The sequence below is a fragment of the Nonomuraea sp. NPDC052116 genome (assembly GCF_040680035.1).
GTDB classification, from domain to species: Bacteria; Actinomycetota; Actinomycetes; order Streptosporangiales; family Streptosporangiaceae; genus Nonomuraea; species Nonomuraea angiospora_A.
In genome coordinates this window covers 115,373-141,668 of sequence record NZ_JBFAWA010000020.1, presented here as the reverse complement: position 1 = coordinate 141,668, position 26,296 = coordinate 115,373, and the positions used below count along the sequence as shown (strand labels likewise).

Annotated in this window: 28 protein-coding genes and 1 tRNA gene; 13 read left to right on the top strand and 16 right to left on the bottom strand. The window is 69.7% G+C overall.

The window, feature by feature from the left end:
- Positions 1-22: 22 nt before the first annotated feature.
- Positions 23-1,039 (bottom strand): hypothetical protein, encoded by a 1,017-nt coding sequence (locus AB0L65_RS34320; protein ID WP_364253852.1) that lies wholly within the window; start codon positions 1,037-1,039, stop codon positions 23-25.
- Between the two features lie 252 nt (positions 1,040-1,291).
- Here AB0L65_RS34320 and AB0L65_RS34315 point away from each other — a divergent pair, with 252 nt between their 5' ends.
- The 3 genes from AB0L65_RS34315 (at position 1,292) to AB0L65_RS34305 (ending at position 4,258) form a co-directional block, all read left to right on the top strand.
- Positions 1,292-3,205 (top strand): amino acid transporter, encoded by a 1,914-nt coding sequence (locus AB0L65_RS34315; RefSeq protein WP_364253849.1) that lies wholly within the window; start codon positions 1,292-1,294, stop codon positions 3,203-3,205.
- Between the two features lie 273 nt (positions 3,206-3,478).
- Positions 3,479-3,736 (top strand): hypothetical protein, encoded by a 258-nt coding sequence (locus tag AB0L65_RS34310; RefSeq protein WP_364253847.1) that lies wholly within the window; start codon positions 3,479-3,481, stop codon positions 3,734-3,736.
- A gap of 102 nt (positions 3,737-3,838) precedes the next feature.
- Positions 3,839-4,258, top strand: a complete 420-nt coding sequence (locus AB0L65_RS34305; protein WP_364253845.1) for a hypothetical protein — start codon at positions 3,839-3,841, stop codon at positions 4,256-4,258.
- Between the two features lie 295 nt (positions 4,259-4,553).
- Here the strand turns inward: AB0L65_RS34305 and AB0L65_RS34300 are convergent, their stop codons facing one another.
- The 4 genes from AB0L65_RS34300 to AB0L65_RS34285 all read right to left on the bottom strand — a co-directional run bounded on the left by AB0L65_RS34300 (position 4,554) and on the right by AB0L65_RS34285 (position 7,400).
- The gene (locus AB0L65_RS34300; RefSeq protein WP_364253842.1) at positions 4,554-5,318 is read right to left on the bottom strand and encodes an SDR family oxidoreductase; all 765 of its coding nucleotides are present in this window, start codon (positions 5,316-5,318) and stop codon (positions 4,554-4,556) included.
- A gap of 101 nt (positions 5,319-5,419) precedes the next feature.
- Positions 5,420-6,049, bottom strand: coding sequence for a metalloregulator ArsR/SmtB family transcription factor (locus AB0L65_RS34295; RefSeq protein WP_364253839.1), 630 nt, complete (start codon positions 6,047-6,049; stop codon positions 5,420-5,422).
- Entirely contained in the window at positions 6,049-6,540 is a 492-nt protein-coding gene (locus AB0L65_RS34290) for a cupin domain-containing protein (RefSeq protein WP_364253836.1), read from the bottom strand. The genes AB0L65_RS34295 and AB0L65_RS34290 overlap by 1 nt, the downstream gene beginning before the upstream one ends.
- Positions 6,541-6,569: 29 nt before the next feature.
- On the bottom strand, positions 6,570-7,400 hold the full coding sequence (locus AB0L65_RS34285) for a hypothetical protein (RefSeq protein ID WP_364253833.1): 831 nt from the start codon (positions 7,398-7,400) through the stop codon (positions 6,570-6,572).
- A gap of 151 nt (positions 7,401-7,551) precedes the next feature.
- On the opposite strand from AB0L65_RS34285, the gene AB0L65_RS34280 reads away from it, so the two are divergent.
- The gene (locus AB0L65_RS34280) at positions 7,552-9,801 is read left to right on the top strand and encodes a hypothetical protein (protein ID WP_364253830.1); all 2,250 of its coding nucleotides are present in this window, start codon (positions 7,552-7,554) and stop codon (positions 9,799-9,801) included.
- A gap of 106 nt (positions 9,802-9,907) precedes the next feature.
- The gene (locus AB0L65_RS34275; protein WP_364253827.1) at positions 9,908-10,426 is read left to right on the top strand and encodes a hypothetical protein; all 519 of its coding nucleotides are present in this window, start codon (positions 9,908-9,910) and stop codon (positions 10,424-10,426) included.
- 88 nt (positions 10,427-10,514) lie between these two features.
- On the opposite strand, the gene AB0L65_RS34270 is transcribed toward AB0L65_RS34275, so the two are convergent.
- Entirely contained in the window at positions 10,515-11,180 is a 666-nt protein-coding gene (locus tag AB0L65_RS34270) for an SDR family oxidoreductase (RefSeq protein WP_364253824.1), read from the bottom strand.
- 252 nt (positions 11,181-11,432) lie between these two features.
- On the opposite strand from AB0L65_RS34270, the gene AB0L65_RS34265 reads away from it, so the two are divergent.
- Positions 11,433-12,407 carry a WD40 repeat domain-containing protein gene (locus AB0L65_RS34265; RefSeq protein ID WP_364253821.1) on the top strand — a complete coding sequence of 325 codons (975 nt, stop codon included), beginning with the start codon at positions 11,433-11,435 and terminating at the stop codon, positions 12,405-12,407.
- On the opposite strand, the gene AB0L65_RS34260 is transcribed toward AB0L65_RS34265, so the two are convergent.
- The 5 genes from AB0L65_RS34260 to AB0L65_RS34240 all read right to left on the bottom strand — a co-directional run bounded on the left by AB0L65_RS34260 (position 12,380) and on the right by AB0L65_RS34240 (position 16,006).
- Positions 12,380-13,180, bottom strand: coding sequence for a hypothetical protein (locus AB0L65_RS34260; protein ID WP_364253818.1), 801 nt, complete (start codon positions 13,178-13,180; stop codon positions 12,380-12,382). The genes AB0L65_RS34265 and AB0L65_RS34260 overlap by 28 nt on opposite strands.
- Positions 13,181-13,218: 38 nt before the next feature.
- Positions 13,219-13,980 carry a GntR family transcriptional regulator gene (locus AB0L65_RS34255; RefSeq protein ID WP_364253815.1) on the bottom strand — a complete coding sequence of 254 codons (762 nt, stop codon included), beginning with the start codon at positions 13,978-13,980 and terminating at the stop codon, positions 13,219-13,221.
- A gap of 75 nt (positions 13,981-14,055) precedes the next feature.
- A complete protein-coding gene (locus AB0L65_RS34250; protein WP_364253813.1) occupies positions 14,056-14,886 on the bottom strand; it encodes a phosphotransferase in 831 nt (276 codons plus the stop codon).
- A gap of 118 nt (positions 14,887-15,004) precedes the next feature.
- Positions 15,005-15,078: transfer RNA gene (locus AB0L65_RS34245), tRNA-Pro, on the bottom strand.
- Positions 15,079-15,142: 64 nt separating this feature from the next.
- Positions 15,143-16,006 carry a metallophosphoesterase gene (locus tag AB0L65_RS34240; RefSeq protein WP_364254101.1) on the bottom strand — a complete coding sequence of 288 codons (864 nt, stop codon included), beginning with the start codon at positions 16,004-16,006 and terminating at the stop codon, positions 15,143-15,145.
- A 98-nt stretch (positions 16,007-16,104) separates the two neighbouring features.
- Between AB0L65_RS34240 and AB0L65_RS34235 the strand changes: the two genes are divergently transcribed.
- Entirely contained in the window at positions 16,105-16,560 is a 456-nt protein-coding gene (locus tag AB0L65_RS34235) for a GatB/YqeY domain-containing protein (protein WP_364253810.1), read from the top strand.
- A 263-nt stretch (positions 16,561-16,823) separates the two neighbouring features.
- On the opposite strand, the gene AB0L65_RS34230 is transcribed toward AB0L65_RS34235, so the two are convergent.
- Positions 16,824-19,070, bottom strand: a complete 2,247-nt coding sequence (locus AB0L65_RS34230) for a transglycosylase domain-containing protein (RefSeq protein ID WP_364253807.1) — start codon at positions 19,068-19,070, stop codon at positions 16,824-16,826.
- A gap of 242 nt (positions 19,071-19,312) precedes the next feature.
- Here AB0L65_RS34230 and AB0L65_RS34225 point away from each other — a divergent pair, with 242 nt between their 5' ends.
- On the top strand, positions 19,313-19,609 hold the full coding sequence (locus AB0L65_RS34225) for a WhiB family transcriptional regulator (protein ID WP_090771382.1): 297 nt from the start codon (positions 19,313-19,315) through the stop codon (positions 19,607-19,609).
- A gap of 51 nt (positions 19,610-19,660) precedes the next feature.
- On the opposite strand, the gene AB0L65_RS34220 is transcribed toward AB0L65_RS34225, so the two are convergent.
- Both AB0L65_RS34220 and AB0L65_RS34215 read right to left on the bottom strand, forming a co-directional pair.
- On the bottom strand, positions 19,661-20,788 hold the full coding sequence (locus AB0L65_RS34220) for an ArsA family ATPase (RefSeq protein ID WP_363976962.1): 1,128 nt from the start codon (positions 20,786-20,788) through the stop codon (positions 19,661-19,663).
- On the bottom strand, positions 20,785-21,786 hold the full coding sequence (locus AB0L65_RS34215) for an ArsA-related P-loop ATPase (protein ID WP_364253804.1): 1,002 nt from the start codon (positions 21,784-21,786) through the stop codon (positions 20,785-20,787). The genes AB0L65_RS34220 and AB0L65_RS34215 overlap by 4 nt, the downstream gene beginning before the upstream one ends.
- Before the next feature lie 149 nt (positions 21,787-21,935).
- On the opposite strand from AB0L65_RS34215, the gene AB0L65_RS34210 reads away from it, so the two are divergent.
- From AB0L65_RS34210 to AB0L65_RS34195, 4 genes are read left to right on the top strand one after another with little or no spacing between them, the layout of a single operon-like run.
- The gene (locus AB0L65_RS34210) at positions 21,936-22,091 is read left to right on the top strand and encodes a DUF4177 domain-containing protein (protein WP_217708645.1); all 156 of its coding nucleotides are present in this window, start codon (positions 21,936-21,938) and stop codon (positions 22,089-22,091) included.
- Positions 22,088-22,546 carry a RidA family protein gene (locus AB0L65_RS34205; RefSeq protein WP_319713134.1) on the top strand — a complete coding sequence of 153 codons (459 nt, stop codon included), beginning with the start codon at positions 22,088-22,090 and terminating at the stop codon, positions 22,544-22,546. The genes AB0L65_RS34210 and AB0L65_RS34205 overlap by 4 nt, the downstream gene beginning before the upstream one ends.
- Positions 22,547-22,552: 6 nt before the next feature.
- Positions 22,553-23,371 carry an NUDIX hydrolase gene (locus AB0L65_RS34200; protein ID WP_364253801.1) on the top strand — a complete coding sequence of 273 codons (819 nt, stop codon included), beginning with the start codon at positions 22,553-22,555 and terminating at the stop codon, positions 23,369-23,371.
- Positions 23,368-24,156, top strand: a complete 789-nt coding sequence (locus tag AB0L65_RS34195; RefSeq protein WP_364253798.1) for an MBL fold metallo-hydrolase — start codon at positions 23,368-23,370, stop codon at positions 24,154-24,156. Before AB0L65_RS34200 ends, AB0L65_RS34195 begins: the two co-directional genes overlap by 4 nt.
- Here the strand turns inward: AB0L65_RS34195 and AB0L65_RS34190 are convergent.
- Both AB0L65_RS34190 and AB0L65_RS34185 read right to left on the bottom strand, forming a co-directional pair.
- Entirely contained in the window at positions 24,138-24,773 is a 636-nt protein-coding gene (locus AB0L65_RS34190) for a Crp/Fnr family transcriptional regulator (protein WP_225965682.1), read from the bottom strand. The genes AB0L65_RS34195 and AB0L65_RS34190 overlap by 19 nt on opposite strands.
- Positions 24,774-24,985: 212 nt before the next feature.
- Positions 24,986-25,426: a hypothetical protein gene (locus AB0L65_RS34185; RefSeq protein WP_364253795.1), complete on the bottom strand. Its 441-nt coding sequence runs from the start codon at positions 25,424-25,426 to the stop codon at positions 24,986-24,988.
- An 85-nt stretch (positions 25,427-25,511) separates the two neighbouring features.
- Between AB0L65_RS34185 and nth the strand changes: the two genes are divergently transcribed.
- Complete coding sequence (nth, locus tag AB0L65_RS34180; RefSeq protein ID WP_364253792.1) at positions 25,512-26,234, top strand: endonuclease III; 723 nt, start codon at positions 25,512-25,514, stop codon at positions 26,232-26,234.
- Positions 26,235-26,296: the final 62 nt, after the last annotated feature.

Here is a 26,296-nt window from a genome sequence, read left to right as displayed (position 1 = left end):
AGGAGACGCCGGGTGCCGGGGATCAGGCGGAGGTCCCGACGGCGGCGGCGGGGACGCGCCGCCCGGCCGACGCCCTGGGCCGGCGGGCGGAGACGGCCAGGACTACGGCCGCGCAGACCGAGACCAGCCCGGCGAGAGCGGCGGCGGCGCCGAGCGTCGACGCGTCGGGGTGGACGAGGGCCTGCCCGCGCTGCGCCTGCCACAGCACCAGCCCCGTGAGCCCCGCGTACCCGAGCGCGGCGACGACCACCAGCGCGGTACGGACGCCCGCGCCCGCGAGGATCGGGAAGCGCCGGGCGAGCAGGCGCAGGCCGATCGCGACCAGCGGGAGCACCTGCAGGGCGTGCAGGCCGACGAAGTGCGCCACCCGCAGGTCGCCCGCGCCGGTCTCCCACCCGGTGACCGCCATGCCGGCGCCGCCGTCGGGCGCGCCGACGCTGTGCGCGCCGATCGTGGTCAGGCTCAGCCCTCTGGCCAGCCCCTCCGCCTGGCCGGGGGTGGGAGCGGTCATCAGGTAGCCGACGGACATGCCCGCGAGCGAGATGGCCAGCCCGAGCGGGATCGCCCACGCCATCGCCCGGTCCAGGCGGCGCTGCGCCATCAGGAGGATCCCCATCGCGAAGGTCAGCAGCCAGCCCAGGTACGCGGCGCCACCCATGATCATGAACACCGTCTCGTCCAGCCCGGTGGCGAAGTTGAAGTGGCTGCGCACCCCCCGTGCCGCCTGGAAGGTGATGGCCGTGATCTCCGGGAGGAGGAAGCCGCCCACGGTCACCGTGCCCAGCCACCACAACGTCCGCCGCCACCGCCGGGCCTGGCCGATCATCCAGGCCAGCGTGAGCGCGTAGAGCCCGAGGGAGATCGCGAACTTGATCGGCTTGAGCCACACCCCCTGGCCCATCAGCGTCCGCCCGTCCACCGCGAGCCCGATCGCGCAGCCGACGGCCAGCACCGCCAGCGCCGCCGCGCAGTAGCTGAGCGGTCCATGCCACGCGGACGTGGCCTTGCGAAAGTCCCGGCGCTGGAGCAGGGCACCCATGACGACTCCTTCACATCGACTGAGTGCAACTCTGCTGGTCAGCGGCCTGCCCAACCAGAGACGTGATCACCGGCCGGGCATGACCTCGTCACGAACCGGGCATCTTGTTACGGCCGGGCCGATAGTGCCGAGACTGTACTGGTCAGTCTCCGATTTATACGTTTTCTTGACGCCCTGACCAGGCTAATCACCTCTTTGGCCTGGATAGTGTGCGATGCGTATTTATGCGGCCATTTCGGAGGGGTGACCGTTATGGTGCTGGCGAAAAAGCCGGCCCCCACGGAAGGGACGCTGCGGTCCTGGTTGCTGGAGGGTTTGCAGACCGACCGGAAGCAGATCGAGCACGGCCCCCATGTGAAGCACACGTGGTGGCGGGTGATGTGCCTGACGGGTGTGGACTACTTCTCCACGCTCGGTTACCAGCCGGGCATCGCGGCGCTGGCGGCCGGGCTGCTCTCGCCGCTGGCCACGTTGTTCCTGGTGGCGCTCACGTTGCTGGGCGCGCTGCCGGTCTACCGCCGGGTCGCGGTCGAGAGCCCGTACGGGCAGGGCTCGATCGCGATGCTGGAGAAGCTGGCGCCGCAGTGGTGGGGCAAGCTGTTCGTGCTGGTCCTGCTCGGCTTCGCGGCCACCGACTTCGTGATCACGATGACGCTGTCGGCGGCGGACGCGACCGCCCACATCCTGGAGAACCCGTTCGTGCCGGACTTCCTGGCCGGACAGCGGGTCATCGTGACGCTCGTGCTGCTGGCCCTGCTCGGCGGCGTGTTCCTGATGGGCTTCACCGAGGCGATCGGCATCGCCGTGGTGCTCGTCTTCGTCTACCTGGCACTGAACGCGGTCGTGGTCGCGACGGCCGTCGTGCACGTGCTGGAGGCCCCTCAGGTGGTCGTCGACTGGAAACGCGCGCTGAGCCTGGACTTCTCCAGCCCGCTGGCCATGATCGGCCTGTCTCTCGTGGTCATGCCGAAGCTGGCGCTGGGCCTGTCCGGGTTCGAGACCGGTGTCGCGGTGATGCCGGTGGTCAAGGGCGAGATCCAGGAGCGGATCAAGGGCACCAGGCGGATGCTCACCACCGCCGCGCTGATCATGAGCGTCTTCCTGATCTTCTCCAGCTTCGTCACCACCGTGCTCATCCCGCACCAGGAGTTCGAGGCCGGCGGCAAGGCGAACGGCCGGGCGCTGGCCTACCTGGCGCACGAATATCTGGGCGACTGGTTCGGCACCGTGTACGACATCTCCACAATCGCGATCCTGTGGTTCGCCGGGGCCTCGGCGATGGCCGGGCTGATCAACCTGGTGCCGCGCTACCTGCCCCGGTACGGCATGGCGCCGGAGTGGACGGGCGCGATCCGGCCGCTGGTGCTGGTGTTCTCGGTCATCGCGTTCGCCATCACGATCATCTTCGACGCCGACGTGGACGCCCAGGGCGGCGCGTACGCCACCGGCGTGCTGGTGCTCATGCTCTCGGCCGCGGTCGCGGTGACGCTGTCGGCCGGGAAGCAGGGGCAGCACAAGGCCATGGCCGGGTTCGCGCTCATCTCGTTCGTCCTGGCCTACACCCTGATCGACAACGTCTTCGAGCGGCCGGACGGCGTCAAGATCGCCTCGTTCTTCATCGCGAGCATCGTCGGCCTCTCGCTGATCTCCCGCGCCACCCGCTCCACCGAGCTGCGGGTCACGGCGGTGCACCTGGACCGGCTGGCCGAGCAGTTCGTCAACGAGGCGGCGTGCGGCGAGATCCACGTGATCGCCAACGAGCCGCACCAGCGGGACCAGGCCGAGTACAACGACAAGTTGCGCGAGGCCTGGGTCACCCACCGGCTGCGTCCCGCGGAGCCCGTCCTGTTCGTGGAGGCGACGGTGCCGGACGCCTCGGAGTTCGAGTCGGAGCTGCACGTCAAGGGCGAGGAGCGGTACGGCCACAAGATCCTTTCGGTCGAGACCTCCGCGGTGCCGAACGCGCTGGCCGCGCTGCTGCTGCATCTGCGCGACCGGACCGGCTCCGTGCCGCACATCTACTTCCACTGGACCGAGGGCAATCCGGCCGTGGCGATGCTGCGGTACCTGGTCTTCGGCGGCGGTGACGTGCCGCCGGTGACCAGGGAGGTGCTGCGCCAGGCCGAGTCGGACCCGGAGCTGCGGCCGCGCGTCCACGTGGGCTGATCGTGGGGCGGCCTCAGTCGCTCCAGCTGAGTGGCGCACGCGTTCGAGCACGGTGGGGGAGGAGGCCTCCAGGTCCGCCGGCTCGTCCAGCTTGCGGCGCCCGCGTACGTACTCGGCGCGCGAGTCGTGCGGTGAGACCGCCAGCCCCGAAAGGCGCACCAGCGGCGCGAGCGTGAACCCCTGCACCAGCAGGGAGATCACGATGACGCCCGTGGCCACCACCATGAGCAGGTCGCGATAGGGCAGCGGCCGCCCGCCGCGTCGGCGAGTGGGATGGACAGCGGGACCACGCCGCGCGCCCCCGCCCAGGACACCACGGCGGGCACCTGCCACGACGAGCGCAGCCGCCGGACGAACGTCACCCCCGCCGCTACCACCGCCCCGATCGCCGCGCCCGCGATCGCGAGCAGCGCGAAGTCGAGCGGCGCTCGCCGGCACGAACCCCGGCGTGAGCGGCAGCGGGGTCAGCAGGACGGTGACGAAGCCGACGGCGGCCGCCGAGACCACCACGAGCCCGCACCGCGTGAATAACGCGTCAACGGCCGTGGCGTGTGCGAAGTAATGCCGTAGAAGATATCGCCCCCGCGGGCCCGGGCGGGTTTTATGAAATTGCTCCCACAGAAAGGATGGTCGATGCGCGGGCGTCCTGTGGAGATGCTGCTTCCGGCCGGGTTCGTGTGGGCGATCGGCGCTTGCGTCGTCGCCGCGCTGGCTTTCTCCGAGGTCACGGCACGCATCATCGTGATGGCGGTGGCGGTCGGCGTGTTCGGCGCCTGGGTGCGGCGTTATTTCGCCGCGCTGGCGACGGGCGCGATGTCGTGGTGTTTCGCAACGGGCTTTCTGGCGCACCCCCAGGGCCAATTGGCCTTCGGAACCGACGATCTGCTCCGGCTGGCCGCGTTCACCGCCGTGGCGCTCGTGGGCTGCGCCTGGGGGTACGTGTGCGGTGCCCGCCGCCGGCACCGCCTGATGCGGGCGGACGTCCGTCGCGCCCCCGTGATCCTCGGGCGATTACACGGGCGTCCCGAGGAGCTGCCGCACGAGGCGCAGTGACGGTTCAGACCCTGTCGAAGTCCAGGTGCCGGGCGACGAGGGCCTCGTGGATGTCCGCAGGCTAGGTCGCGAACATGCCGTTGAGCAGGGCCCGCGCGCCTTCGACCAGCTCGGCCGGGATCTCGGTGACGGTCTCGTCGAGCGCCTGCGCCTGCGGGCATGTAGGCGTCCCACTCCTCGTAAAGGATGTCCAGGGCGACCAGCCCGGCCACCTCGCCGGGGTGGAGCTGGGCGAAGCGGCGCGCGTGCAGGCGGGCGGGGCCGCTCCAGCCGCTCCCGGCGGTGAAACGCCAGGTCAGGTGAGAGGGCCGAGGTACGTGCCGCCGGACACGTCGATGGTCTGGCCGGTCACCCACCGGCCCTGCGGCCCCGCCAGGAAGCCGACGACGTCGGCGACGTCCTCCGGCTCGCCGAGCCGCCCGAGCGCCGTGATCGACTCCAGCCCGGCCACCACCTCGGGGATCGAGGTGTAGCCCGCGGTCATGTCGGTCCGCACCGCGCCGGGCGCGACCGTGTTCACCGTGATCCCGCGCCTGCCGAGCTCGTTGGCCAGGGTCGGGGCCATCGACGCGAGCGCCGCCTTGCTGATGGTGTAGCCGATCTGCATGGTGACCGCGAAGCGGCTGGCCGTCGAGCCCATGTTGATGATGCGGCCGCCGTCGTTCAGCAGCGGCAGCGCGCGCTGGATCACGAAGAACGGCGCGCTGACGTTGATCGCCAGGACCCGGTCCAGCTCCTCCGGGGTGGTCTGCGAGATCGGCTTGGCGGGGCCGATACCCGCGTTGTTGACCAGGACGTCCAGCCCTCGTCCCGCGAGCCCGGCGGTCAGCCCCTCGAACAGCTCGTCCACCGCGCCCGCCTCGCCGAACCGGGCGCGGACGGTGAACGCCTGGCCGCCCGCCCCCTCGATCCGCGCCACGGTCTCCTTGGCCGCCACGTCGTTCCCGCCGTAGTGGACGGCGATCAGAGCGCCCTCAGCGGCCAGCCGCAGCGCCACCGCCCGCCCGATGCCCCGCGACCCGCCCGTGACCAGCGCCGTCTTGCCCGCCAGAACGCCCATCTTCTGCTCCTTGTCAGCGGCCGGTCCTCGGTGCGGATCCGGCGATGGGTCAACCCTGGCGGCACCGCCTCACCGCGTGCTCACCGCACGCTCACCAGGCCTCACCGCCATTGCCAGCCGGGGTAGCCGCCGTCGAGGGCGCGGGCCGCGTAGCCGTGCTCGCTCAGGACGCGTACGGCCTCCGAGGACACCGCGCAGTACGGCCCGCCGCAGTACGCCACGATCTCCCTCTCCCTGGGCAGCTCGTCCAGGCGTTCGCGCAGCTCGGCCATGGGCAGGGAGATCGCCCCCGGCACGTGCCCGGCCGCGTAGTCGGCGGCCGTGCGCACGTCCACGACCAGCGTGCCGGGGTCGGCCAGGCGGGAGGCCAGCTCGTCGGCGGTCACCCCCTCAAGGGGCCCGAGCCGAGTCCGTACGGCGTCACGCAGCTCGGCCAGCCGCTCCTCCGCGAACCCCCGCAACTCCGCCAGGAACCGCGACACCCGCTCGTCCGCCAGCCGGTAGTAGACCCGCTGGCCGTCCTTCCTGCTGGTCACCAGATGGACGGCGCGCAGCTGCTGGAGCTGGGCGGAGGTGTTCTTGAGCGCCACCCCCGCCGCCTGGGCCAGCTCCTCGACCGTGTGCTCGCGCTGGCCGAGCACGTCCAGCAGGCGCAGCCGCACCGGGCTGGCCAGGGCCTTGCCGATGCGGGCCAGCTGCTGGTAGATCGGCTCCTCCGGGGACTCGGACATCAGACCATGTACTGGTCGTGGCGCAGGTACAGCTCGGTCCACTCCTCGGGGCCGAGCTCGCGGCCGGTGTTGGAGATGTCGGCGAGCTCCTCGAAGTACGCCTCGCGGGGCGCGCCCGGGGTGAAGAGGATCAACATGGAGGCCGGCTCGCCCGACTCGTTGCGGAAGGCGTGCACGCCGCCCTCGGGCACGTACAGGAAGTCGCCGGGCTTCCCCTCGGCCCACTTCTCCCCGTTGAAGAGCCTGATGGTGCCGGACAACACGTAGAACGACTCAGTCATCGTGCGGTGGAAGTGCGCGCCGGGACCGGACGGGCGCGGGCCCATCTCCCATCGGTACAGGCCGAACGCGCCGTTCGTCGAGCCGCCCGTGCCGAGGTAGTGCACCTGCGTGCCACTGGCCATCGACAGGTCGGGCGGGGTGTCCGCCGTGCGCAGGACGCCACTGTGCTCGCCGGCCTCTGCCAGGTATCGGGGCTCGGGGTAAGACATGACCACTCCTTCTTATGTTCTAAGGAATCTTAGAATAACCTGGCCGCCTTCGCATAGGCCTCCTGAGCGATCAGCGGAAGCAACTCGGCAGGGTCGGTACGAGGGCGCGGGTCCTGATTCGGAATCCGGATCTCCAGCACGTAATGCGAGGTCTGGACCACCTCCACCCAGTGCCAGACGGGGACCTTCCCGGTGCCGGTGATGCGATAGGCCCAGGACCGCTCGCCCAGGTGCGGAACGGTCAGCGGCTGGATCTCCCCGAACCCGTCGCCCGCGACGGGGAGGCGACCGCATCGCGCGGGCAGCTCCGGATCACCGAGCCGGTCCAGCATGGCTGCAGGCCCGGTGATGATCGCCTCACTGAAGACCGCCCCCATCGGCCGCCGCGAGCCGACGGGGGTGGCCGGCTCCATCATGGCGACGGCCAGCTGCGCGCCGGGGGCGTTGTACCGGCTCAGCACCTCCAACCACATCCCGGCCGTCCACTTGGTGCACTCCTCCGGCCCTTCGAGAGGGCTGCTGATCTGCCGCTCCGGGATGAAGGTGGACCGCAGGTCGGCGACAGGCAACGCGACGACGGCACCCGGCTGGTACGACCGCTGCCGTACGTCCCGGAAGCCAGGGAGCAGGGCCGCGGCCAGCCGCGGGTCACCCGCACCCGACCCGGGATTGGGCACATCGTCCTGCTGCCCCTCCTCGAAGACCTTCACGAGCAGCGACGCCGACTCGGACACCTCCGGTGAGGGCGTCTCGGACGCGGCGATCCGGACACCGGTGTCGGCCGGTCGCGTTCCACACCCGGACGCGGCCACGCCCAACGCCACGACGACCGCCGCCCACCTCGCTGACTGACGCCTCATCCACCCTCCAGAGAAATCCAAGAAGATCGACACAGTAGTGAAGTGCCCGGCCGGCCCCGGGGCGGGCGGATCACGATTTGGCGAAGCGCGCCGTGCCTCCGTGATCACGATCACTAGGTTCTGATCGAACGCAAGGAGAGGAGCAGCGACGATGCCGCTCGATCTTTCCTCATTGAACGACGCCGGTCCGGAGCTCCTCCGCGGCCCATGGCCACCGGCCGTCCTCCGCGCTTGCCGCCGGGCGCTCCCGCGCCTCCTCGCTCTCCCCGGCCCCGAACGGCTCGAGTTCCTGCGCGCGACCGCCGCGGCCGAGGAGCCGGAGGCCCTGGCGGCATTGGACGCGGCAGGGCCGGGGACCTGGGCCCTGGCGTGGGAGACCGGCGAGCGGCCCACGGCCTTCCACGTGTGCCCGGCCCGGCATGACGGCCCGGTCCGGGCGGTGGCGGTGGGCGAGTTCGGGGGTCGTACGTTCGTGGCCAGTGGCGGCGACGACCACGTGGTGCGGCTGCGCGACGCGTTCGACCAGTCGGGGCCGGACCTGGAGGGCCTTACGGCGAGCGTCCGCGCCTTGGCGTTCGGCGTGGTGAACGGCCGCCCGGTGCTGGCCGGCGGCGATCACGACGGCACCGTCCGTACGTGGGACCCGCTCACCGGAGCGCGCGGGTTCGCCCGCGAGACGACCGCGGGCCACCCGTCGGCCCTGGCCTTCGTCGCGGCCGAGGGCGGGCGGGTGCTGCTCGCCGTGGCGATCGGGTACGACGATGACGAGATCCTGGTCGCCGACCACGACGGGCGCGTCGACCTGCTGGACCCGGTCACCGGCGAGCTCGTACGCGAGCTGCGCGCGGAATGGGACGAAACGGTGCTCGACCTCGCGGTGGCGAAGCTGGCCGACCGCACGGTGCTGGCCTCTCTGGGCTACGACGCGCTGTACGTATGGGACCCGGCCACCGGCGAGCGGCTGGGCACCGCCGGACTGAACGATGTCTGGCCGGACCTGGAGAACGACGGGTTCGCACCGCCCCTGCTCGTGGGCATGTGGAACGGGCGGCCCGAGATCGGCGTGGTGGTCCGGATCGAACACCCGCCGGACTACACGGTGCAGAGCCGCGAGTCGGTCTACCTGAAACTGGAGAACCTCGGCGACCGGGCCCGCGGCCGGGGGTTCGACCGCGACCAGGGTCCGGTGGCCATGACGACCCACGCCAGGCAGAACGTGATGCTCGTGGCGAACCACACCGACACCGGCCGGGCGTGGGAACGGCCCGCGAAGGCCGTGATCACGTACGTGGGCGACGGGACGGACGTCCATCTGGACGCGGACACCCGCCTGGTCACGGCCGCCGCGTTCGGGAGCCTGGAGGGCGGCCTCTGCCTGGCCACGGCCGGGCTCGACGGGACGGTGCAGCTCTGGGACGCGCAGACGCCGCACCGGCACCGGCGGATCGGCTACGGCGGGTCGGGGCTGGCGCTGTTCACCACGGCGCAGGGCGCGCCCGCCCTGGCCGTCGGCACGCACAGTGACACCGTGCTTGTCGTGGACGCGGCGAGCGGAGAGAAGATCGGCTCGGTGGGCTGCCGCCAGAGCGGCCGCGGCCACGACTGCGACCTCTCGCCGTACGACCACTGCTGCCGAGGGCTCGCGGCCGGGAACGCGGCCGGTCGGCCGTACCTCGCGAGCAGCGGCTGCGCCGCGTACGGCACCATGCTGTGGCAGCCGCTGAGCAAGATCCGCGGGGTCGCGCGGAAGGACGACGCCACGGGCGGCCAGGTCACCTTCGGCACCAGCGGCCACGCCTCACCCACCGCTCTCGCCTTCGGCGAGGTCGACGGCCGTATGCTGCTCGCAGCCGGGGCCGAGGTGTGGGACCCGGTCACGCAGGAGTGCGTGGCCAGGCTGCCCAGGTGGGGGTTCACGTTGAGCGAGAGCGCCTTCGGCAGGGCCGGGGACCAGCCGGTGCTGGCCACCCGGCGCGACAACGAGGTGGACCTCTGGGACCCGCTGACCGGCCGCCACCTCCAGGTGCTCGACGTGGACGACACCGGGGAGGGCCTGGCCATGGGCCGGATCGCCGATCGAGACGTGCTCGCCGTCGCCAGCGGCAGGTACGTGCACCTGTGGGACACCACCGCCTGGGAACGTCGCGAGTGGATATCGCACACCTCGACCGTCACCTGCCTGAGCCTGGCCGAGCACGGGGACCGGGTCCTGCTGGTGACCGGGACCGAGGACGGCACGGTCACCCTCTGGGACGCCGCCTCCCAGCGCCGCCTCGCCATCCTGGGCGCGTTCGCCCGCCCGGTCCGCTCGGTCGCCGCGACGACCATCCGCGGGAGCCTGCACGTGTACGGCCTGTCCCACTACGGCCGCGTGCTCGCCTGGCGAGTCGACGCTCCCTAGTTCTCCTCGACCAGGTGCGGCGGGTCAGAAGGACGTACATCACTTGTCCGGTCAAAACGGCTCGGTAGGGTCGCCAACCTATGCACACCCGACGTCGGAGGATTCCGTGGGCACCTGGGCCGCTTACCTCGCATGTCAGGCCTCGAACGACGCAGTGAATATCCTTCCCGCCGGTGATTCCTGGGGCCCGGATGCCTGGGAGGAAGTGGCCGCCCCGGGATGGTCGGTCGCCGAGACGGAGATTTCGGCGGTCGAGGATCCTGAAGTCGTACTGGCGCAGACGAGCGGGCACGCCCTGTTGGCCTTTGTTCTGGACAGTGACCTTGCGTACGTGATGGGGGCGGCCGACGGCGAGACTCGCTGGGAGCTGTATCTCAATGAGCACTGCGCCGAGGCGTACGATGCTCCGCTGCCCGAAGTGGCCTGTGCCCAGAACGCTGACCTTCACCGGCAAATAGCTGTCTGGATCAAGGCCGCTACCGGCGACATCGTGTCACCGGAGCGGATCCAAAGGGTCATCTCCACTCAACGCGTCTTCGCCGATGACGCCCTGCGCTCTCTGCTGTACGTCTTTGGCATCGTCACCGAGCACCTGTCGTTCGGCGACGACCAATCCGACCTATGACACCCGCGAGAGCCCTCGACCACCGGCGCGTGCGACTGCGGGACCAGCGGCGTCATGGCGACGCTGCCGCCGGAGTAGAGGGCGGGCATCAGGTGGGCTGGCCGGTGGGGCGCACGACGACCGTGTTCACGTCCACGCCTTCGGGCTGGGCCAGCGCCCAGGCGATGGCGTCGGCGATGTTCTCCGCGCTGAGCATCGGCCCGGCAGGACGACCGTCCGGCCAGAACGAGGTGTCCACCCGGCCGGGCGCGATCAGCGTCACGCCGACGCCATCGCCGGTCACGAGCATGCGGGTGTTCTCGGCGAGCGCGGTCACCGCCCACTTCGTCACCGAGTACATGTTGCCCGGCGAGTGGATGAACCCCGCGACGCTGCCGACCAGCACGATCCGGCCGCGGGTCTCGCGCAGCGCGGGCAACGCGGCCTTCACGAGCAGGGCGGGACCGAGCACGTTGGTGAGGACCATGTCACGCAGCCGGTCCGGGTCGGTCTCGGTGAGCGGGCCGTGGGTGGAGAAGCCGGCGTTGGCGACGACGTGGTCGAGCCTGCCGTACTCCTTGACGGTCGCCGCCACGGCCTCCTGTACGGCGTCATAGTCGGTGGCATCCCCGGGCAGGCGTAACACGCCGGGCACCTGGGCGAGCCTGGCCTCGTCGCGGCCGGTGACGGCAACCGCCTGCCCGTCGGCGACCAGCCGCTTGGCGAGCGCGAACCCGATGCCACTCGCGCCACCTGTGATCAGCGTCGTTTTCACGGCGACACAGTAGGGGGCATAGCCCGCCAGCAGCCAATAAATCTGCTTATGGCTGATCAGACCGAAACCGATGAGACGCGACGACCCAAGAATCCGCGACACCAGCACTGAAGACCGGCCTGTGCACCTCAGCTGGAGTTACGTCGGTCCTTGGAACCTGACGACCCTGGTGGCAACCCCCTGCTTACGTGGCTCGCGATCTGGGCCACGACTCAGGCATCGTCACGGTCCACGATCGTTTCCTATGCTGCCATGGTGATCCACTCCCCACTGTTACGCGGCGTACTGATCGTGAGCCTGCTTCTGACCACGGTCGCTGCCACTCCCGCGTCTGCCCAGCAGTTCATTGACTCCGACGTGGATGTTCCCGAAGCGGACGTCATATTGCATGAACAGGACGGTGATCCGTGGCGTGTGACCGCCTTCAGCAAGGCGGTGTCAGAATCCCGAAGCGCCGCCTACCTCCGTTCGCCCGACGGGATCTCGTTTGTGGAAAAGAAGGGGTACAGCCAGCTCGAACCAGCACCGAAAGGCGGAAGGGTCGCGGCTATTCCGTACTCCTCCCCTGGGGCGTACAACTCGGTAGTGATCTTCGACAGCGCGGGCAAAGCCAAGCGCATCCGCACGGTGCGGAAACCGCTGAAGGCCACCGTCCCGGAGTGGACGCGCGATGGTCGCAAACTTGTCCTCAGCATCCAAAAGAACGGGATCAATACGACGGGCTTTGTCATTATCGACGCCGTGACCGGCACCTCGAAAGCCGTTGCCGTACGCAACATCGACCCGGCCTCGTCCTTCCAATGGACCCCGGACGGAAAATACTTGGCCGTCGGCATCTGGGAGTCGGACGTAGGTGTCCGTGTGTATCGGCAGGACGGACGTACACTTCGCACGCTGCACAAGATCGGCTGGATGCAGGGCTCGGACGCTTTCTCGCCTTCGGGCAAACAGCTTCTCACGCTGTGCTACGCGACCACGGGATCGCACTACTGTTTGTGGGACTTCAAGACGGGCAAGCTGGTCAAGCGTGTCACGTACACCGGGATGCAGTTGACGATCGGATGGTGGGACGATCAGCATTTGTTCTACGAGGGCAGCCACAGTGAAGGCTCGCAGGGTGCAGTGGTAATCGACCTGAACGGCAAAATCACGCGTGTGGCGGCGAGCTACACGGAGAAAGCCCAGTGGGTCGGCCTGGTCTACACGCGCCGCCACTCGTCGGCATGACAGCTGCGAATGAGGGACTGCGGGGGCGGCAGATCTACGAGGCCGGGTTGTGACATCGTGCGTCGCTCCGCCGGGAAGAGCCGGTAGATCGTGTCACGGAGCGCCTCGTCCCGTACGGACGCGACGAACTCCTCGGCCGTGCTCCCGCACAGACGACGCAGCTCAGGGGACTCGTCCAGAAGGCACTGGATGAGCGCCCGCTGATCCGCGAGTCGTCTGGCCGCACCCGTCTCATCCACCAGGCACCCGTGCCGGCCGACGTAGACGAAGCAGTGCGGCAGCCGGGCTCCGGATTCGAGCGTCACGGGATGGTGCTCGGCGGGCAGGCGGCGGCGCCAGTAGTTCGGTTCGGTGAGGTCGAGCGCGGCCAGCTCGCGTTCGTCGAGCCAGAGCACGAAGAGCCGCGAGGTCTCGCCCGGGGCCTCCACCGGCACGGCCGGCACGTAACCCCACCGGTTGACGTGCGCGGAGAAGCCCGGAGCGATGCCGTCCACCTCGGCGAGCGTCATGGGGATGACCGGCGGGATCCCCTGGCCGGCGAACTTGCGGCGCATCTGACCGGGCGAGGCATTGGAGCCCACGGCGACGACCGGATGGCGCTCCGGCATCGGGGAACGGTCGAGTCGCGCCAGGAGCTCGCCCAGCGTCTCGTCTCCGGCCTGCCAGTCGTCCGCCGGGGCGGCCTCCTCTAAGCGCAGCTGCAGGTACGTGTCGTCCACCAGCACACCGGAGGTGGCAGGGGCGTGTCCCGGGTAGGTCAGCGGCTGCGTCATGGGGTCACTGTGGAAAAGGTCCACGGCCTCGGCCACGGTCATGAAGCATCGAGTTCGTAGACGAGCGTGTGCCGGTCTCCCGGTGCGACCGTGACCATCACCCGTACCGGCCTGCCTTCGGCGTCGTAGCCGGTACGCATGTGCTCGGCCACCGGCGTGCCAGCGGGCAGCCCCAGCCGGGCGGACTCGTCCTTGGTGGGCATCCGTACCTGGATCTCGTCCACCAGCCGGTGCTGAGGGTGACCGATGGACGCGAGCAGGCCACCGGGGGCGCTCACGCTCTTCGGCCGCATCAGCGCCGTCCCTCTGGCCAGGTCTTCGGGGAAGTAGCTGTCGGCCACCTGGAAGGGAACGTCGTCCACGTACCGCACCCTGCGCCGGACCACCACGATGTCCCGCTCGGCGTCGAGATTGAGGCGTTCGGCCACCGGTTTCGGCGGGATCTCCAGGCCGACGCTCACCTCCTGCAGGGGGACGCGGCCCTGGTCCTGGACCTCGGTCGCCCACGCGTCCGCGTCGGCACTGTGCCCTCCCCGGTGCTCGAAGTGGGACAGGTGCCAGCGCAGGCGCGCCTGTGAGCGCACGGTACGGCCGCGGCCGCGCCCGCTGCTGAGCAGCCCCTCGTTGGTGAGCTGCTGCAACGCCTGTCGCACCGTCTGACGCGACACGCCATGTCTCTCTGCCAATTCCTGCTCTGGCGGCACCGTGTCTCCTGGCGCCAGTTCGCCTCGCTCTATCGACGTGCGCAGGGTGTCCGCGACGCGTTCGTACAACGCGCGGGGGTCGGATCCGGCCGGCACTTGAGTTCTCCTTGGACGACTTGTACGTACTCACCGTACCAAGAGACCCTATGGTGACCGCAAAATCACAGACCGTTAGGTAGACGTCTCGAGCCAGGCGACGATGCTGCGCACGTACCCGTCGACGTTCACCAGCGGACGGCCGTCAAGGATCCCGACGAGATGCCCGACCCCGAACGGGGCGTCGTAGGCGCGGGCGCGCCGGTAGGTCTCGGGGTCCACGGCCAGCCTGATCGTGTCCCAGCCATGCCAGGCCATCAGGGCCGCGTCGACGGCGGGGTCGAACAGATGAGCCTGGTCCCAGTCGAGGACGCCGACCAACCGGCCGTCCCGGCCCCAGTGCACGTTGGCGCCGCCCAGGTCGCCGTGGACCAGCGCATCCGGTACGGCTTCCAGGGCCGATGCCGCCTCCAGGCGCCTGCGGCACTCATCCCGCCACCTGTCCGGCAGGCGCGGCACCACCTGCTGGGCCAGAACCTCGGCCCAGCCCTGCTCCCTGGGGGCGTTGAGCAGTTGCCTCAGCCGCGGCGTGACGGGGACCTCCCGCACGGCGCGTAGCAACTTTCCGATCTGATCCGGGTCGCCCTGCCCCTCGGGCTGCTCCTCCCCGTCGATCCACGAAACGGCGACCGCCGCGCGCTCACCGAACCGGGTCACGGGTGTGAGCGGCTCCGGCACCGCGAAGGGCAGCCCGGCGCCGGCGACCTCGCGCAACACCTCCATGCGGCGCGGCATCGCCTCCGCCGACGACGGTCGCTTGCTCACCCGTACGGCCGCGGTTCCCGGGAGGAGTACGACGTGATGGAGATTGCCCTCGGTGACCCGGGCGGAGTCGAGGGAGTGGCCGGGGAGGAGGGCGTCGGCGATCTCCAGCAGCTCGCCGGCGGGCATGGGACTTTCGGTCATGTTTCACCAACATCCATGTCGCGGCGAGGCCGTCCAGAGAAAGGACCGGATGTCTCTCCAGGCACCCGGGCAACGAGAAAGGCCGCTTCCGAAAATCGGAAGCGGCCTTCTACCTGGGTCGGGGTGGCGGGATTTGAACCCACGACCTCTTCGTCCCGAACGAAGCGCGCTGCCAAGCTGCGCTACACCCCGGTGCACGCCGGTCTTGCGCGTGCTTGGAAAAGTCTAGCGGACTCCCAAGGTACTTGTGACCGCCTCAACGGCGAGGAACAAGGCTAAGCAGTGACGCCTCCGGGAAGCAGGCGAAGCGGGCCGGGGCGTAAGGGGAGGTGCCGAGGCCGGCCGAGACGTGGAGCCAGGCGTTGTCGTGGCGGCTCAGACCCTTCACGCGGGCCCGGTCGATGCCGCAGTTGGTCACCAGGGCGCCGTAGAACGGGATGCAGAGCTGGCCGCCGTGGGTGTGGCCGGCCAGCAGGAACTGGTAGCCGTCCGCGGCGAAGCGGGTCATGTTGCGGGGCTCGGGGGAGTGCATGACGCCCAGCCGGAGGTCGGCGTCGGCGGGGGCCGGACCGGCGACGAGGTCGTAGCGGTCGCGGTTGATGTGGGAGTCGTGGATGCCCGCCACCGCCACGTCGAGGTCGCCCACCTTGATGCGGGCCGTGGTGTTGTTCATGTCGAGCCAGCCCTCGGCCGCCATGCCGGCCCCCAGCTCCTCCCAGGGCAGGGAGGGCACGTGCTGGCGGCGGTCGTTCTTGGAGGTGCGCCAGAGGTAGCGGGCCGGGTTTTTGGGCTTGGGCGCGTACAGGTCGTTGGAGCCGTAGACGAACAGGCCCGGGCGGGACAGCAGGGGCTCCAGGGCGTGCAGGAGCGAGGGGACGGCGTCCGGGTGCGCGATCGAGTCGCCGGTGTTGACCACCAGGTCCGGCTTCAGCGAGCCCAGGGAGCGGACCCAGTTGATCAGCATCGTACGGCGCGGCGTCAGGTGCAGGTCGGACAGGTGGAGAATGCGTACGGGACGCTGACCGCGCTCCAGCACCGGCACGTCGAAGCGGCGCAGGCGGAACCAGTTGCGCTCCACCACAGAGGCGTAACCCAGCCCGGCCAGGCCGAGACCGAGCATGGACAATGGCACTGCGACGGCTTTCCTCACCTACTCATGATGCCCGACATCGGGTGCGCGGCGTCCGGACAGTCCGCGCAGACGGCAAGATGGAGCGCATGAGCGCATTGAAGGACAAGCTGAAGGCCGATCTGACGGCCTCGCTTAAGAGCCGGGACGAGCTACGTCTCCGGACGATTCGGATGGCACTGGCCGCGGTGAACGTCGAGGAGGTCTCCGGCAAGCAGGCCAGGCAGCTGACCGACGACGAGGTCATCAAGGTGCTGACCAAGGAGGCCAAGAAGCGCAAGGAGGCCGCCGAGGCGTTCGGTAACGCGGGGCGGGCCGAGCAGGCGCAGGCCGAGCTGGACGAGCAGGCGGTGCTGGAGGAGTACCTGCCGGCGCAGCTCAGCGACGAGGAGCTGGGCACCATCGTCGACGCCGCCATCGCGGAGACGGGCGCCGCCGGGCCGCAGGCCATGGGGCAGGTCATGAAGGTGGTCAACCCGAAGATCGCCGGGCGGGCCGAGGGTGGCCGTGTGGCCGCCATCGTCCGCGCACGGCTGGCGGGGTAGAGCAGCCTCCCGGGTGTTCCATCGCCCGCTGCCGGGGCCCGTGGCGCCACAGAGGGCCCAGGGCTCGGGTTGGTGGTCCTGGAGGCCCCTTTGACTGCTGGGCCCTCAGAAAGGCCTGTGAGCGGTCTCAGCGGGCCGCGAGGCGGGTCCCCGCCGCATGGGTAGGCGGCGGGGACCGGAGCGAGCCTCAGGCCCGTCTGACTGCGGCCCCGAAGCGGGGCCTCAGGCTGTCAGGCGGCGGGAACCCGAAGTGGGCCTTGGAGCTAACGGCCGCGGCCGTTGCCCGGGCCGCCGTCGCCGCGATCGTTACCGGGCCCGTCCCCACGGTCCCCGTTCGGCGGGTCGAAGATGTCGAACGGGTCGCCGTCCCCGGTGGGCGGCCCTTCCTCGTCCTTGTCCTTCTTCTCGGGCTTCTTCGGCGCGCAGTTCTCCGTGCACCCGCCGAACCGCGACTGGTCCACCGGCGTGAACTCCGCGGCCTCGACCCCCTTCAGGGCGGTCAGCATCGCGTCCTTCCAGATCCGCCCGGAGATGGAGGCCCCGTACACGTACGAGTAGTAGCGGCCCCCGATCGTGACCCCGATCAGCTCGTTGCCCCTGGTGCCGCGCGGGTCGCCCAGGCTGACGGCCGACGACATGTTGGGGGTGTAACCGGCGAACCAGGCCGACGCGTAGTTGTCGGTCGTGCCGGTCTTGCCGGCCGCGTCGCGCCCGATGCCGCCCACCTCCGTCATCGTGCCCTTGGTGAACACGCCGGACAGGATGCCGCTGACCGCGTCGGCGACCTCCTCCTCCAGGACCTGGGAGCACTTCGGCTTGTACTGCTTAGCCTTGCCGTTCCTGTCCTTGATCTCCGTGATCGCCAGCGGCTTGCAGTATTGCCCGCGCGAGGCGAAGACGGCGTACGAGCTGGCGATCGTCACGGGGTCGACCTCGTTGACCCCCAGCGTGAACGTCTCCACCTCCGACAGCTTCTGCCCGTCGGCCCGCTTGACCCCGAGCTTCTTGGCCATCTTGACCACGCTGCAGAGCCCGACCTTCTCCTCGAGCTTGAGGAAGAACGTGTTGACCGAGCCCCAGGTGCCGGTCTGCAGCGTCTTGAAGCCGCCGCCGCCCTCGCTGGAGTTGTGCACGGTGTGGGACGGGTCGCCGACGTTCTCGCCCTTGCAGTTCTTGAACGTGCTGTAGCCGCCGGCCTGGTAGCCCGCCGGCGCCGGGAAGCCGTCGCCGTACTTCAGGCCCTCCTCCAGCGCCGTGGCCAGCGTGTAGACCTTGGCCGTCGAGCCCTGCTGGAACCCGCGACCGCCACCGTGTGCCGCGTCGGCCACGATGTTGTAGCTCATCTCGTTCTTCTTCTTGCTCCCGCCGAACTTCCGCGAGGCGGCCATGGCCTTGATCTCGCCGGTGCCGGGAACGACCATGGCCTGCGAGGCCACGGGCTTGTCCTTCTTGGAGACGTACTTCTTGATCGCCTTGTCGGCGGCGGCCTGCATCTTCGGGTCGATCGTGGTCTTGATCGTCAGACCGCCCCGCTGGAGCAGCTTCTTGCGCTCGTCCTGGTTCTTGCCGAAGTCCTCGTTGTTGAGGATCTCGTACTGGACGTAGAGGCAGAAGTACGGATATTTGCTGGCCTCGCAGCCGCCGGGCGCCTTGATGTTCTTCCAGCCCAGCTTCTTCGCCTTGGCCTCGTCGGCCTCCTGCCGCGAGATCTTGCCGATCTCGGCCATCCGGTCGAGGACGATGTTGCGCCGCTGCAGCAGCCGTGCCCGCGACTCGGGGCCGACGCTCGGGTCGGTGCGGGCGGGGTTCTGGACGGCGCCGGCCAGGGTGGCGCTCTCGACGAGGCTGAGCTCGGAGGCGGGCTTGTCGAAGAAGCGCCGGGCCGCGGCCTGGATGCCGTGGGCGCCCGCGCCGAAGTAGGCGATGTTCAGATATTTCTCGAGAATCTGATCTTTCGAGTACTTCTTCTCGATCGCCATCGCGTTGCGCAACTCGGACAGCTTGCGGGAGAGCGTCGGGGCAATGGCCGCCGCCTGCTCCTCGGGCGTCTCGGCCGCGTTGACCAGCACCTGCTTGACGTACTGCTGAGTGATCGACGAGCCGCCCTGCATCACGCCGCCGCCCGACAAATTCTTCACGAGCGCTCTGGCCGTTCCCTCAACATCGATCGGCCCGTGCTGGTAGAAACGGAAGTCCTCGATCGCGATCAGCGCCGTCTGCATGATCGGGGCGACCTGGTCAAGGCGGACAGACTGCCGGTTTTCAAAGTAGAACTGCGCGAACTGCTTGCCGTTGGCGTCCTTCAGGATGGTGCGCTCGGGAAGAGGGGGTTCGTCGAGCTCTTCAGGCTTGAGGTTGAGGCTTTCCACAGCGCTCTTCGTGGAGATCCCCGCCCCTCCGACCGCAGGCAGGGCCACGGCCGCGGCCAGCACCCCGGCGACCGATCCGGCGATGATCAGACGCAGGATGCCGAGGACGGGGTTGGAGCGATCTTTGCGCTGCGCTTGCACGCTACCAAGAGTACGTGGAAAGACTGACCGAATCGGTAGCGCGACACCATTTCACCTTGACTGATGGGGGTGACTAGTCATTCCCGGTCAAGATGGCCGCGAGAAATTGGTCCTCTGGGGTCTGTCGGCCCGAACGTGTAGTTGCGTACGTTCTCCCTGCGGCAACTGAATACGGAGGCTCGGCGCCCGCGCCCGTCGGCCCCAAATGACGACTGACCACCTAAGGGGAGTGGGGTCGAACAATGTGGATCACGGATTGGACCTCCCGTGCCGCCTGTAAGGGTGCGGATCCGGATGCCCTGTTCGTGCAGGGCGCCGCGCAGAACAGGGCCAAGCTCATCTGCCGGGGTTGCCCGGTTCGTACTGAATGCCTCGCCGATGCGCTGGACAATCGCATCGAGTTCGGGGTGTGGGGCGGTATGACCGAGCGCGAACGGCGTGCGCTGCTTCGACGGCGGCCTGACGTGGACTCGTGGCGAGACCTGCTCGAGTCGGCCAAGGAAGAGTACGAACGAACCAACGAGCTGATCGCGGGCTGATCCAAGCCCGGCGAGCCGTAGTACGGCCGGCGCCGTCCGCCGGCCGTACTTTCATGCGCTCGCCAGCAAGTCCCCGATCTGCCGCAGACCAGTGAGATCGTGGACGTCCTCGGACATGGCGCGAACCTGCACCACGGGCACCGTGGGGTGGGCCGAGACGAAATGCTCCTGCTCGCGATGCTCGCGAGCGGTGAGCTGCATTCGCCCGGCGTGCAGCCGCAGCACGGCGGCGGTCAGCTCATGCTCGCCCCGCGCCTCCAGGTCTTCGGCGGCCGCGGCGCTACGGGCGGCTGAGAGGACCGAGGCGGGTGACATGTGCACACGGTTGACCACCAGGCCGGCCAGTGGCATGCGCTCTTCGGCGAGCCTTTCGACGAAGTAGGACGCCTCCCGCATGGCGTCCCGCTCGGGCGCGGCCACCACGAGGAAGGCCGTGCCGGGGGCCTGCAGCAGCTGGTACGTCATCTCGGCCCGCTGCCTGAAGCCGCCGAAGACGGCGTCGAGCGCGGAGACGAACGTCTGCAGATCCTTGATCACCTGCGCGCCGAGCAGCTTGGTCATCGCTCCGGCCATCAACCCGAACCCGGCGTTGAGGAGCCGGAAGGCGCTGCGTCCGCCGGCCTTGGCCGGTGCCGTCAGCAGCCGGATGAACCGTCCGTCGAGGAAGCGCCCGAGCCGCTCGGGCGCGTCGAGGAAGTCGAGCGCGGACCGCGACGGCGGCGTGTCCACGATGATCAGGTCCCACTCGTCCGACCGGCGCAGCTGGCCCAGCTTCTCCATGGCCATGTACTCCTGCGTGCCGGCGAAGCTGGAGGAGAGGGACTGGTAGAAGGGGTTCGACAGGATCTGGCGGGCCCGCACGGGATCGGCGTGCGCCTCGATGATCTCGTCGAACGTGCGCTTCATGTCGAGCATCATCGCGTAGAGCTGGCCGCCGCCCTCGGGCGAGCTGACCAGGCGCGGGGTGTTGTCGAGCTCGGTCAGCCCCATCGACTGGGCCAGCCGGCGCGCGGGGTCCACGGTGAGCACGACGGCGCACCTGCCGCGTTCGGCGGCCCGCAGCCCGAGCGCCGCGGCGGTCGTGGTCTTGCCCACCCCGCCCGCCCCGCAGCAGACGATGATCCTGGTGCCGGGGTCGTCGAGTATCGCGTCGATGTCGAGTGCGGCGGGCTTCTTCACGCTGCTCCTTGGGTGCGCATGCTCTCTGCCAGCTCGTACAGGCCGGCCAGGTCGACGCCGTCGGCCAGCAGCGGCAGCTCGTAGCTCTTCAGCCCTGCCTCGCCCAGCGACTCGCGCTCGGCGCGCTCCAGCTCGGTGCGGTGGGCGTGCTCGGAGATCTCCTCCGCGAGCGCCTCGGCGATCGCCGAGGCCTCCGCCCCGTCGGCCACCCCGGCGGCCTTCAGCCCGAGCACGAGCTCCCCGGGGTCGAAGCGGCCCTTGACAGCTGTGTCAAGAGCGGCCTGTGGGATCAGTGATTCACGCACCATATTGACGAAAATTCCCCCTGTGGGGAGCCCGGCCGAACGCAATTCGGTGATGCCGTCGAGCGTCTCCTGCACGGGCATCTCCTCCAGCAGCGTCACGAAGTGCACCGCCGTCTCGGGAGATTTCACGACCCCGTGGACCAGGTCGGAGTGGTTCTTGATCGGCCCGACCCTGGCCAGGCCCGCCACCTCCTGGGTGACGTTCAGGAAGCGCGTGATGCGGCCCGTGGGCGGCGCGTCGAGCACGACCGCGTCGTAGATCCTGCGGCCGTTCTTGCCCCGCCTGCGCACGGCCTCGGTCGTCTTGCCCGTGACGAGCACGTCGCGGAAGCCGGGGGCCACGGTGGTGGCGAAGTCGACGACGCCCATCTTGGTCAGCGCCCGGCCTGCCCGGCGCATCCCGTAGAACATCTCCATGTACTCGAGCATGGCCTCCTCGGGATCGATGGCCAGCGCGTACACGTCGCCGCCGGAGGGCGCCACGGCGATCTTGCGCTCCTCGTAGGGCAGCGGCGGCAGGTCGAAGATCTGCGCGATGCCCTGCCTGCCCTCGACCTCGACGAGGAGCACCTTGCGACCGCCCGCGGCCAGCGCGAGCGCGAGAGCGGCGGCCACGGTCGTCTTGCCGGTGCCGCCCTTGCCGGTGACGACGTGCAGCCGCACACCGGCCCAATCCGTGTCCGGAGAGTCCACTATTCGAGGCTACCGAAGGGTCACTTGCCGGAAGCCGACGACCACCGTTTGAGATTCCTCACACCCTGGCGGGAACTTACCGGCGACCACGGCCTTGAGCAGGCACAAGGCAGGCCGGCGGGCGGGTTTCTTATGAGAAGCTGACCTTCATGAAGAAATGGGAGTACCTCACCGCCCCGGTGTTGATCCACAACACCAAGATGATCCTGGACAACTTCGGCGCCGACGGCTGGGAGCTGGTCCAGATCGTTCAGGGTGCCTCGCCGGAGCAGCTCGTCGCCTACTTCAAGAGGGAGAAGCAGTGACCCCCGAGCAGAAGATCGCGGATCTCGGCCTGACGCTGCCCGAGGTGGCGGCGCCGGCGGGCGCCTACGTGCCGGCCGTGCGCACGGGCAACCTCGTCTACACCTCCGGCCAGGTGCCGTTCGTCGACGGCAAGCTGCAGCGGACCGGCAAGCTCGGGGCCGACCTGACCACCGAGGAGGGCGCGGAGCAGGCCCGCATCTGCGCGCTCAACGCGCTTGCCGCCCTGAAGGCCGAGGTCGGTGACCTGCAGAAGGTCGTACGGATCGTCAAGGTCGTGGTGTTCGTGGCCAGCGAGCCGTCCTTCACCGAGCAGCCCAAGGTCGGCAACGGCGCCAGCGAGCTGCTCGCCGAAGTGCTGGGCGAGCCGGGCAGGCATGCCCGCAGCGCCGTGGGCGTGGCCGTCCTCCCGCTGGACGCGCCTGTGGAAGTGGAGCTGATCGCCGAAGTAGCCTGAGGCACTATGACCGATGTGACCGGATTGCCGCTTCCAGCCGAGCTAGCCGCGCGGGCGCGGGACCTCCTCGCCGGGCGGGTCGAGCCGGTCCCGACCCGCGATGCCGCCACCGTGGTGATCCTGCGAGAGAGTGCCTCGCCGGAGGTCTACCTGCTGCGGCGGAAGGCCACGATGGCCTTCGCGGCGGGCGCGTACGTCTTCCCCGGCGGCTCGGTGGACGCCCGCGACACCGACCAGGCCGTGGCCTGGGCCGGCCCGTCACCGGCCGAGTGGGGCACGGTCTTCAACGCGAGCGAGCAGGTCGCGCGCGGGCTGGTGTGCGCGGCCGTACGCGAGACGTTCGAGGAGTCCGGCGTGCTGCTGGCCGGTCCCGGGCCCGATTCCGTGGTCGCCGACACGACGGGCGACGGCTGGGAGTCCGACCGGCTGGCGCTGATCGACAGGAGCCTGGGCTTCGCCGACTTCCTCGCCAGGCGCGGCCTGGTGCTCCGGTCCGACCTGCTCAAACCGTGGGCCCACTGGATCACCCCGGAGATCGAGCACAGGCGCTTCGACACGCGGTTCTTCGTCGCCGTGCTCCCGGAGGGCCAGCGCACCCGTGACGTCGGCGGTGAGGCCGATCAGGTGGCCTGGAAGCGCCCCGCGGAGGCGATCGAGCTGGCGCACCGGGGGGAGATCTTCCTGATGCCGCCGACGTACCACACGCTGAGCGAGCTGGCGGCCCACGGCGGCATGGCGGGGATCCTGGCCGAGCCCAGGGAGATCGTGCCGATCATGCCGAAGGCCGTGGAGATCCAGGGCGAGATGCGGCTGGTGACCCGGTGAGCGGGCTGCACATCCCGATCGGGACGCCCGACGGCTCCCGTACCGAGCACGCCGAGAACCTGCTCGCGCCCAACCCGTCCGCCATGACGCTCGACGGCACCAACACCTGGGTCATCGGCGGGGACGAGGTGGTGGTGATCGATCCGGGGCCGGAGGACGAGTCGCATCTGCGCCGCGTACGCGATCATCTCGGGGAGCGGCGCGTCACCGAGATCCTGCTCACCCACGGGCACTTCGACCACAGCGGCGGCGCCAGGCGCTTCGCCGAGATGGTGGGAGCGCCCGTCCGGGCGCTCGATCCGCGGCACCGGCTGGGCGAGGAGGGGCTCGACGACGGTGACGTGGTGAGCGTGGCGGGCCTGGAGCTCCACGTGTACGGCACGCCGGGCCACTCGTTCGACTCGCTCTGCTTCTGGCTGCCGCAGGACCGCGCGATGCTGACCGGTGACACCGTGCTCGGCAGGGGCACCACGATCATCGCCCGCGACGGCGGCCTGGCCGACTATCTCCGCAGCCTCGACCGGCTCAGGGCGGCCGCGGAGGGCCTGGAGGCGCGGGCGCTGCTGCCCGGCCACGGCCCGGTGTTGCCCGACCCGATCGCCGCGCTCGACGGCTACATCGCGCACCGGCGGCAGCGCCTCGACCAGATCAGGGCGGCGCGCGCCCAGGGCGCGCGCACGCCGCGGCAGATCGTCAAGATCGTGTACGCCGACGTCGACCGCTCGCTCTGGGCCGCCGCCGAGATGTCGGTGGTGGCCCAGCTCGACTACCTGGACCGGTTGTAGAGGCGGTCCATGTCGAGGATCACCACGGCCTTGGCCTCGATCCGCAGCCAGCCACGCTGGGCGAAGTCGGCCAGCGCCTTGTTGACCGTCTCGCGGGAGGCGCCGACGAGCTGCGCCAGCTCCTCCTGCGTCAGGTCGTGGTGCACCCGCAGACCGTCGTCCGTCTTGGTGCCGAACCGCTCGGCCAGGTCGAGCAGCTGCTTGGCCACGCGCCCGGGCACGTCGGTGAAGACCAGGTCGGCCAGCACGTCGTTGGTGCGGCGCAGCCGCTGGGCGAGCGCGCGCAGCAGGTGGAGCGCCACCTCGGGGCGGCCGGTCAGCCAGGGGCGCAGGTCGTCGTGGCCGAGCCCGGCCAGCCGCACGTCGGTCAGCGCCGTCGCCGAGGCCGTACGCGGTCGCGGGTCGAACAGCGACAGCTCGCCGAACATCTCGCTCGGCCCGAGCACGCTCAGCAGGTTTTCCCGTCCGTCGGGCGAGGTGCGGGACAGCTTGATCTTGCCTTCCAGCACGACGTAGAGCCGGTCGCCGGTCTCGTTCTCGTGGAAGAGCGTCTGTCCCTTGGAGAGCTGGACCTCCGTGATGCTCGTACGCAGCGCCGCGGCGCTCTCGCGGTCCAGCGCGGCGAACAGGGGGGCCTTGCCCAGCACGTCTTCGGTGTTCACTCTGCCTCCTCTGCTGCCATTGTGACTCACCCCACTCTGCGTGGCACACACAGGTTATGGGAATGCTGGAGTGTTCTGCGCTTTTCGGATGAGTCGTATCCAGGGGAAAGGTACCTGATGCCCTGGTTTCAGGGCTTATCGACCCTCCCCTGTGCCGCAGAAGAGTCTCAGGAGGCGAGCAGACCGTCCACGGAGGCCACCGCGGCCGCCACCGACTGGCCGAGCAGCACGCGGAGCACGTCGGCCGCGCGCGGGCGGGCCGTGGGGTCGGCCTGGCGGCACTGCCGTACCGCCAGGTGCAGCGCGGGAGGCAGGACGGCGGGGTCGCCGTCCGTGCGGCCCGTGGCCGCGAAGACCACCAGGTCGGCCCAGGCCAGCACGTCGTCGGCCGCCGAGCCAGGCGTGACGCCGGGCTGCCAGCCGATCAGCACCTGGCCGTGGGCCCCGAGCGCGACGCTCTCGTGGCTGAGCCGGAGCCCCACGTTGCCGCGGGCGTGCAGCTTGGCCACCGCGGAGGCGCAGGTCAGGGCCAGGCGATGCAGCGCCTGCCCCCGTAAAGGCCCCGATGTACGCACGAACTCCGACAGCACCGCACCCTGACCGCTCATGGCCACCGCCTCCCGTGTCGCCCCCTTGTACGCGAGCAGGGCCGTCCTGGGTTCAACGGTTCGCGGAAGCTTCTAGTCTTGCGGCATGGCCACGAACGCGGCGGGGCGCAAGCCGGAGACCCGGCTCGCATTGGTACGGCGGGCCCGCAAGATGAACCGCATCCTCGCGGACACCTATCCAGAGGCCCACTGCGAGCTCGATTTCGGCAACCCGTTAGAACTTCTGGTCGCGACCATCCTCTCCGCCCAGTGCACGGACAAGCGGGTCAACATGGTCACCCCCGTCCTCTTCGCGAAATATCCGACAGTGGAGGACTACGCCGCCGCCGACCGGTCCGAGATGGAGGAGATCATCCGCTCGACCGGCTTCTTCCGCGCGAAGACCAACAGCATCATCGGCATGGCGCAGGCGGTGTGCGAGAAGTACGGCGGCGAGGTGCCCGGCAAGCTGAAGGACCTGGTCACCCTGCCCGGCGTGGGCCGCAAGACCGCCAACGTGGTGCTGGGCAACGCGTTCGACGTGCCGGGGCTCACCGTCGACACCCACTTCCAGCGGCTGGTGCGGCGTTTCGGCTGGACGGAGGAGACCGACCCCGTCAAGATCGAGCACGTCGTGGGGGAGCTGCTGCCCAAACGCGAGTGGACGATCTTCTCCCATCGGGTGATCTGGCACGGCCGCCGCATCTGCCACGCACGGCGGCCCGCGTGCGGTGTGTGCCCGCTGGCCGCGCTCTGCCCGTCGTACGGCACCGGCCCCACGGCGGCGGCCGAGGCCGAGAAGCTCGTCAGGTCCGGCCCCTTCTCGTGATCGCGGGAAGTCCCCGGTGTCCCGGCGTGTTGGAGGATGCGTGACCCAAGTGCCCGACTGGC

Bases quoted from the DNA above. Each gene is read 5' to 3' on its own strand.
- AB0L65_RS34320 (WP_364253852.1), bottom strand. From the start codon at position 1,039: ATGGGTGCCCTGCTCCAGCGCCGGGACTTTCGCAAGGCCACGTCCGCG.
- AB0L65_RS34315 (WP_364253849.1), top strand. From the start codon at position 1,292: ATGGTGCTGGCGAAAAAGCCGGCCCCCACGGAAGGGACGCTGCGGTCC.
- AB0L65_RS34310 (WP_364253847.1), top strand. From the start codon at position 3,479: ATGGACAGCGGGACCACGCCGCGCGCCCCCGCCCAGGACACCACGGCG.
- AB0L65_RS34305 (WP_364253845.1), top strand. From the start codon at position 3,839: ATGCGCGGGCGTCCTGTGGAGATGCTGCTTCCGGCCGGGTTCGTGTGG.
- AB0L65_RS34300 (WP_364253842.1), bottom strand. From the start codon at position 5,318: ATGGGCGTTCTGGCGGGCAAGACGGCGCTGGTCACGGGCGGGTCGCGG.
- AB0L65_RS34295 (WP_364253839.1), bottom strand. From the start codon at position 6,049: ATGTCCGAGTCCCCGGAGGAGCCGATCTACCAGCAGCTGGCCCGCATC.
- AB0L65_RS34290 (WP_364253836.1), bottom strand. From the start codon at position 6,540: ATGTCTTACCCCGAGCCCCGATACCTGGCAGAGGCCGGCGAGCACAGT.
- AB0L65_RS34285 (WP_364253833.1), bottom strand. From the start codon at position 7,400: ATGAGGCGTCAGTCAGCGAGGTGGGCGGCGGTCGTCGTGGCGTTGGGC.
- AB0L65_RS34280 (WP_364253830.1), top strand. From the start codon at position 7,552: ATGCCGCTCGATCTTTCCTCATTGAACGACGCCGGTCCGGAGCTCCTC.
- AB0L65_RS34265 (WP_364253821.1), top strand. From the start codon at position 11,433: ATGGTGATCCACTCCCCACTGTTACGCGGCGTACTGATCGTGAGCCTG.
- AB0L65_RS34260 (WP_364253818.1), bottom strand. From the start codon at position 13,180: ATGACGCAGCCGCTGACCTACCCGGGACACGCCCCTGCCACCTCCGGT.
- AB0L65_RS34250 (WP_364253813.1), bottom strand. From the start codon at position 14,886: ATGACCGAAAGTCCCATGCCCGCCGGCGAGCTGCTGGAGATCGCCGAC.
- AB0L65_RS34240 (WP_364254101.1), bottom strand. From the start codon at position 16,006: ATGCTCGGTCTCGGCCTGGCCGGGCTGGGTTACGCCTCTGTGGTGGAG.
- AB0L65_RS34235 (WP_364253810.1), top strand. From the start codon at position 16,105: ATGAGCGCATTGAAGGACAAGCTGAAGGCCGATCTGACGGCCTCGCTT.
- AB0L65_RS34225 (WP_090771382.1), top strand. From the start codon at position 19,313: ATGTGGATCACGGATTGGACCTCCCGTGCCGCCTGTAAGGGTGCGGAT.
- AB0L65_RS34210 (WP_217708645.1), top strand. From the start codon at position 21,936: ATGAAGAAATGGGAGTACCTCACCGCCCCGGTGTTGATCCACAACACC.
- AB0L65_RS34200 (WP_364253801.1), top strand. From the start codon at position 22,553: ATGACCGATGTGACCGGATTGCCGCTTCCAGCCGAGCTAGCCGCGCGG.
- AB0L65_RS34185 (WP_364253795.1), bottom strand. From the start codon at position 25,426: ATGAGCGGTCAGGGTGCGGTGCTGTCGGAGTTCGTGCGTACATCGGGG.
- nth (WP_364253792.1), top strand. From the start codon at position 25,512: ATGGCCACGAACGCGGCGGGGCGCAAGCCGGAGACCCGGCTCGCATTG.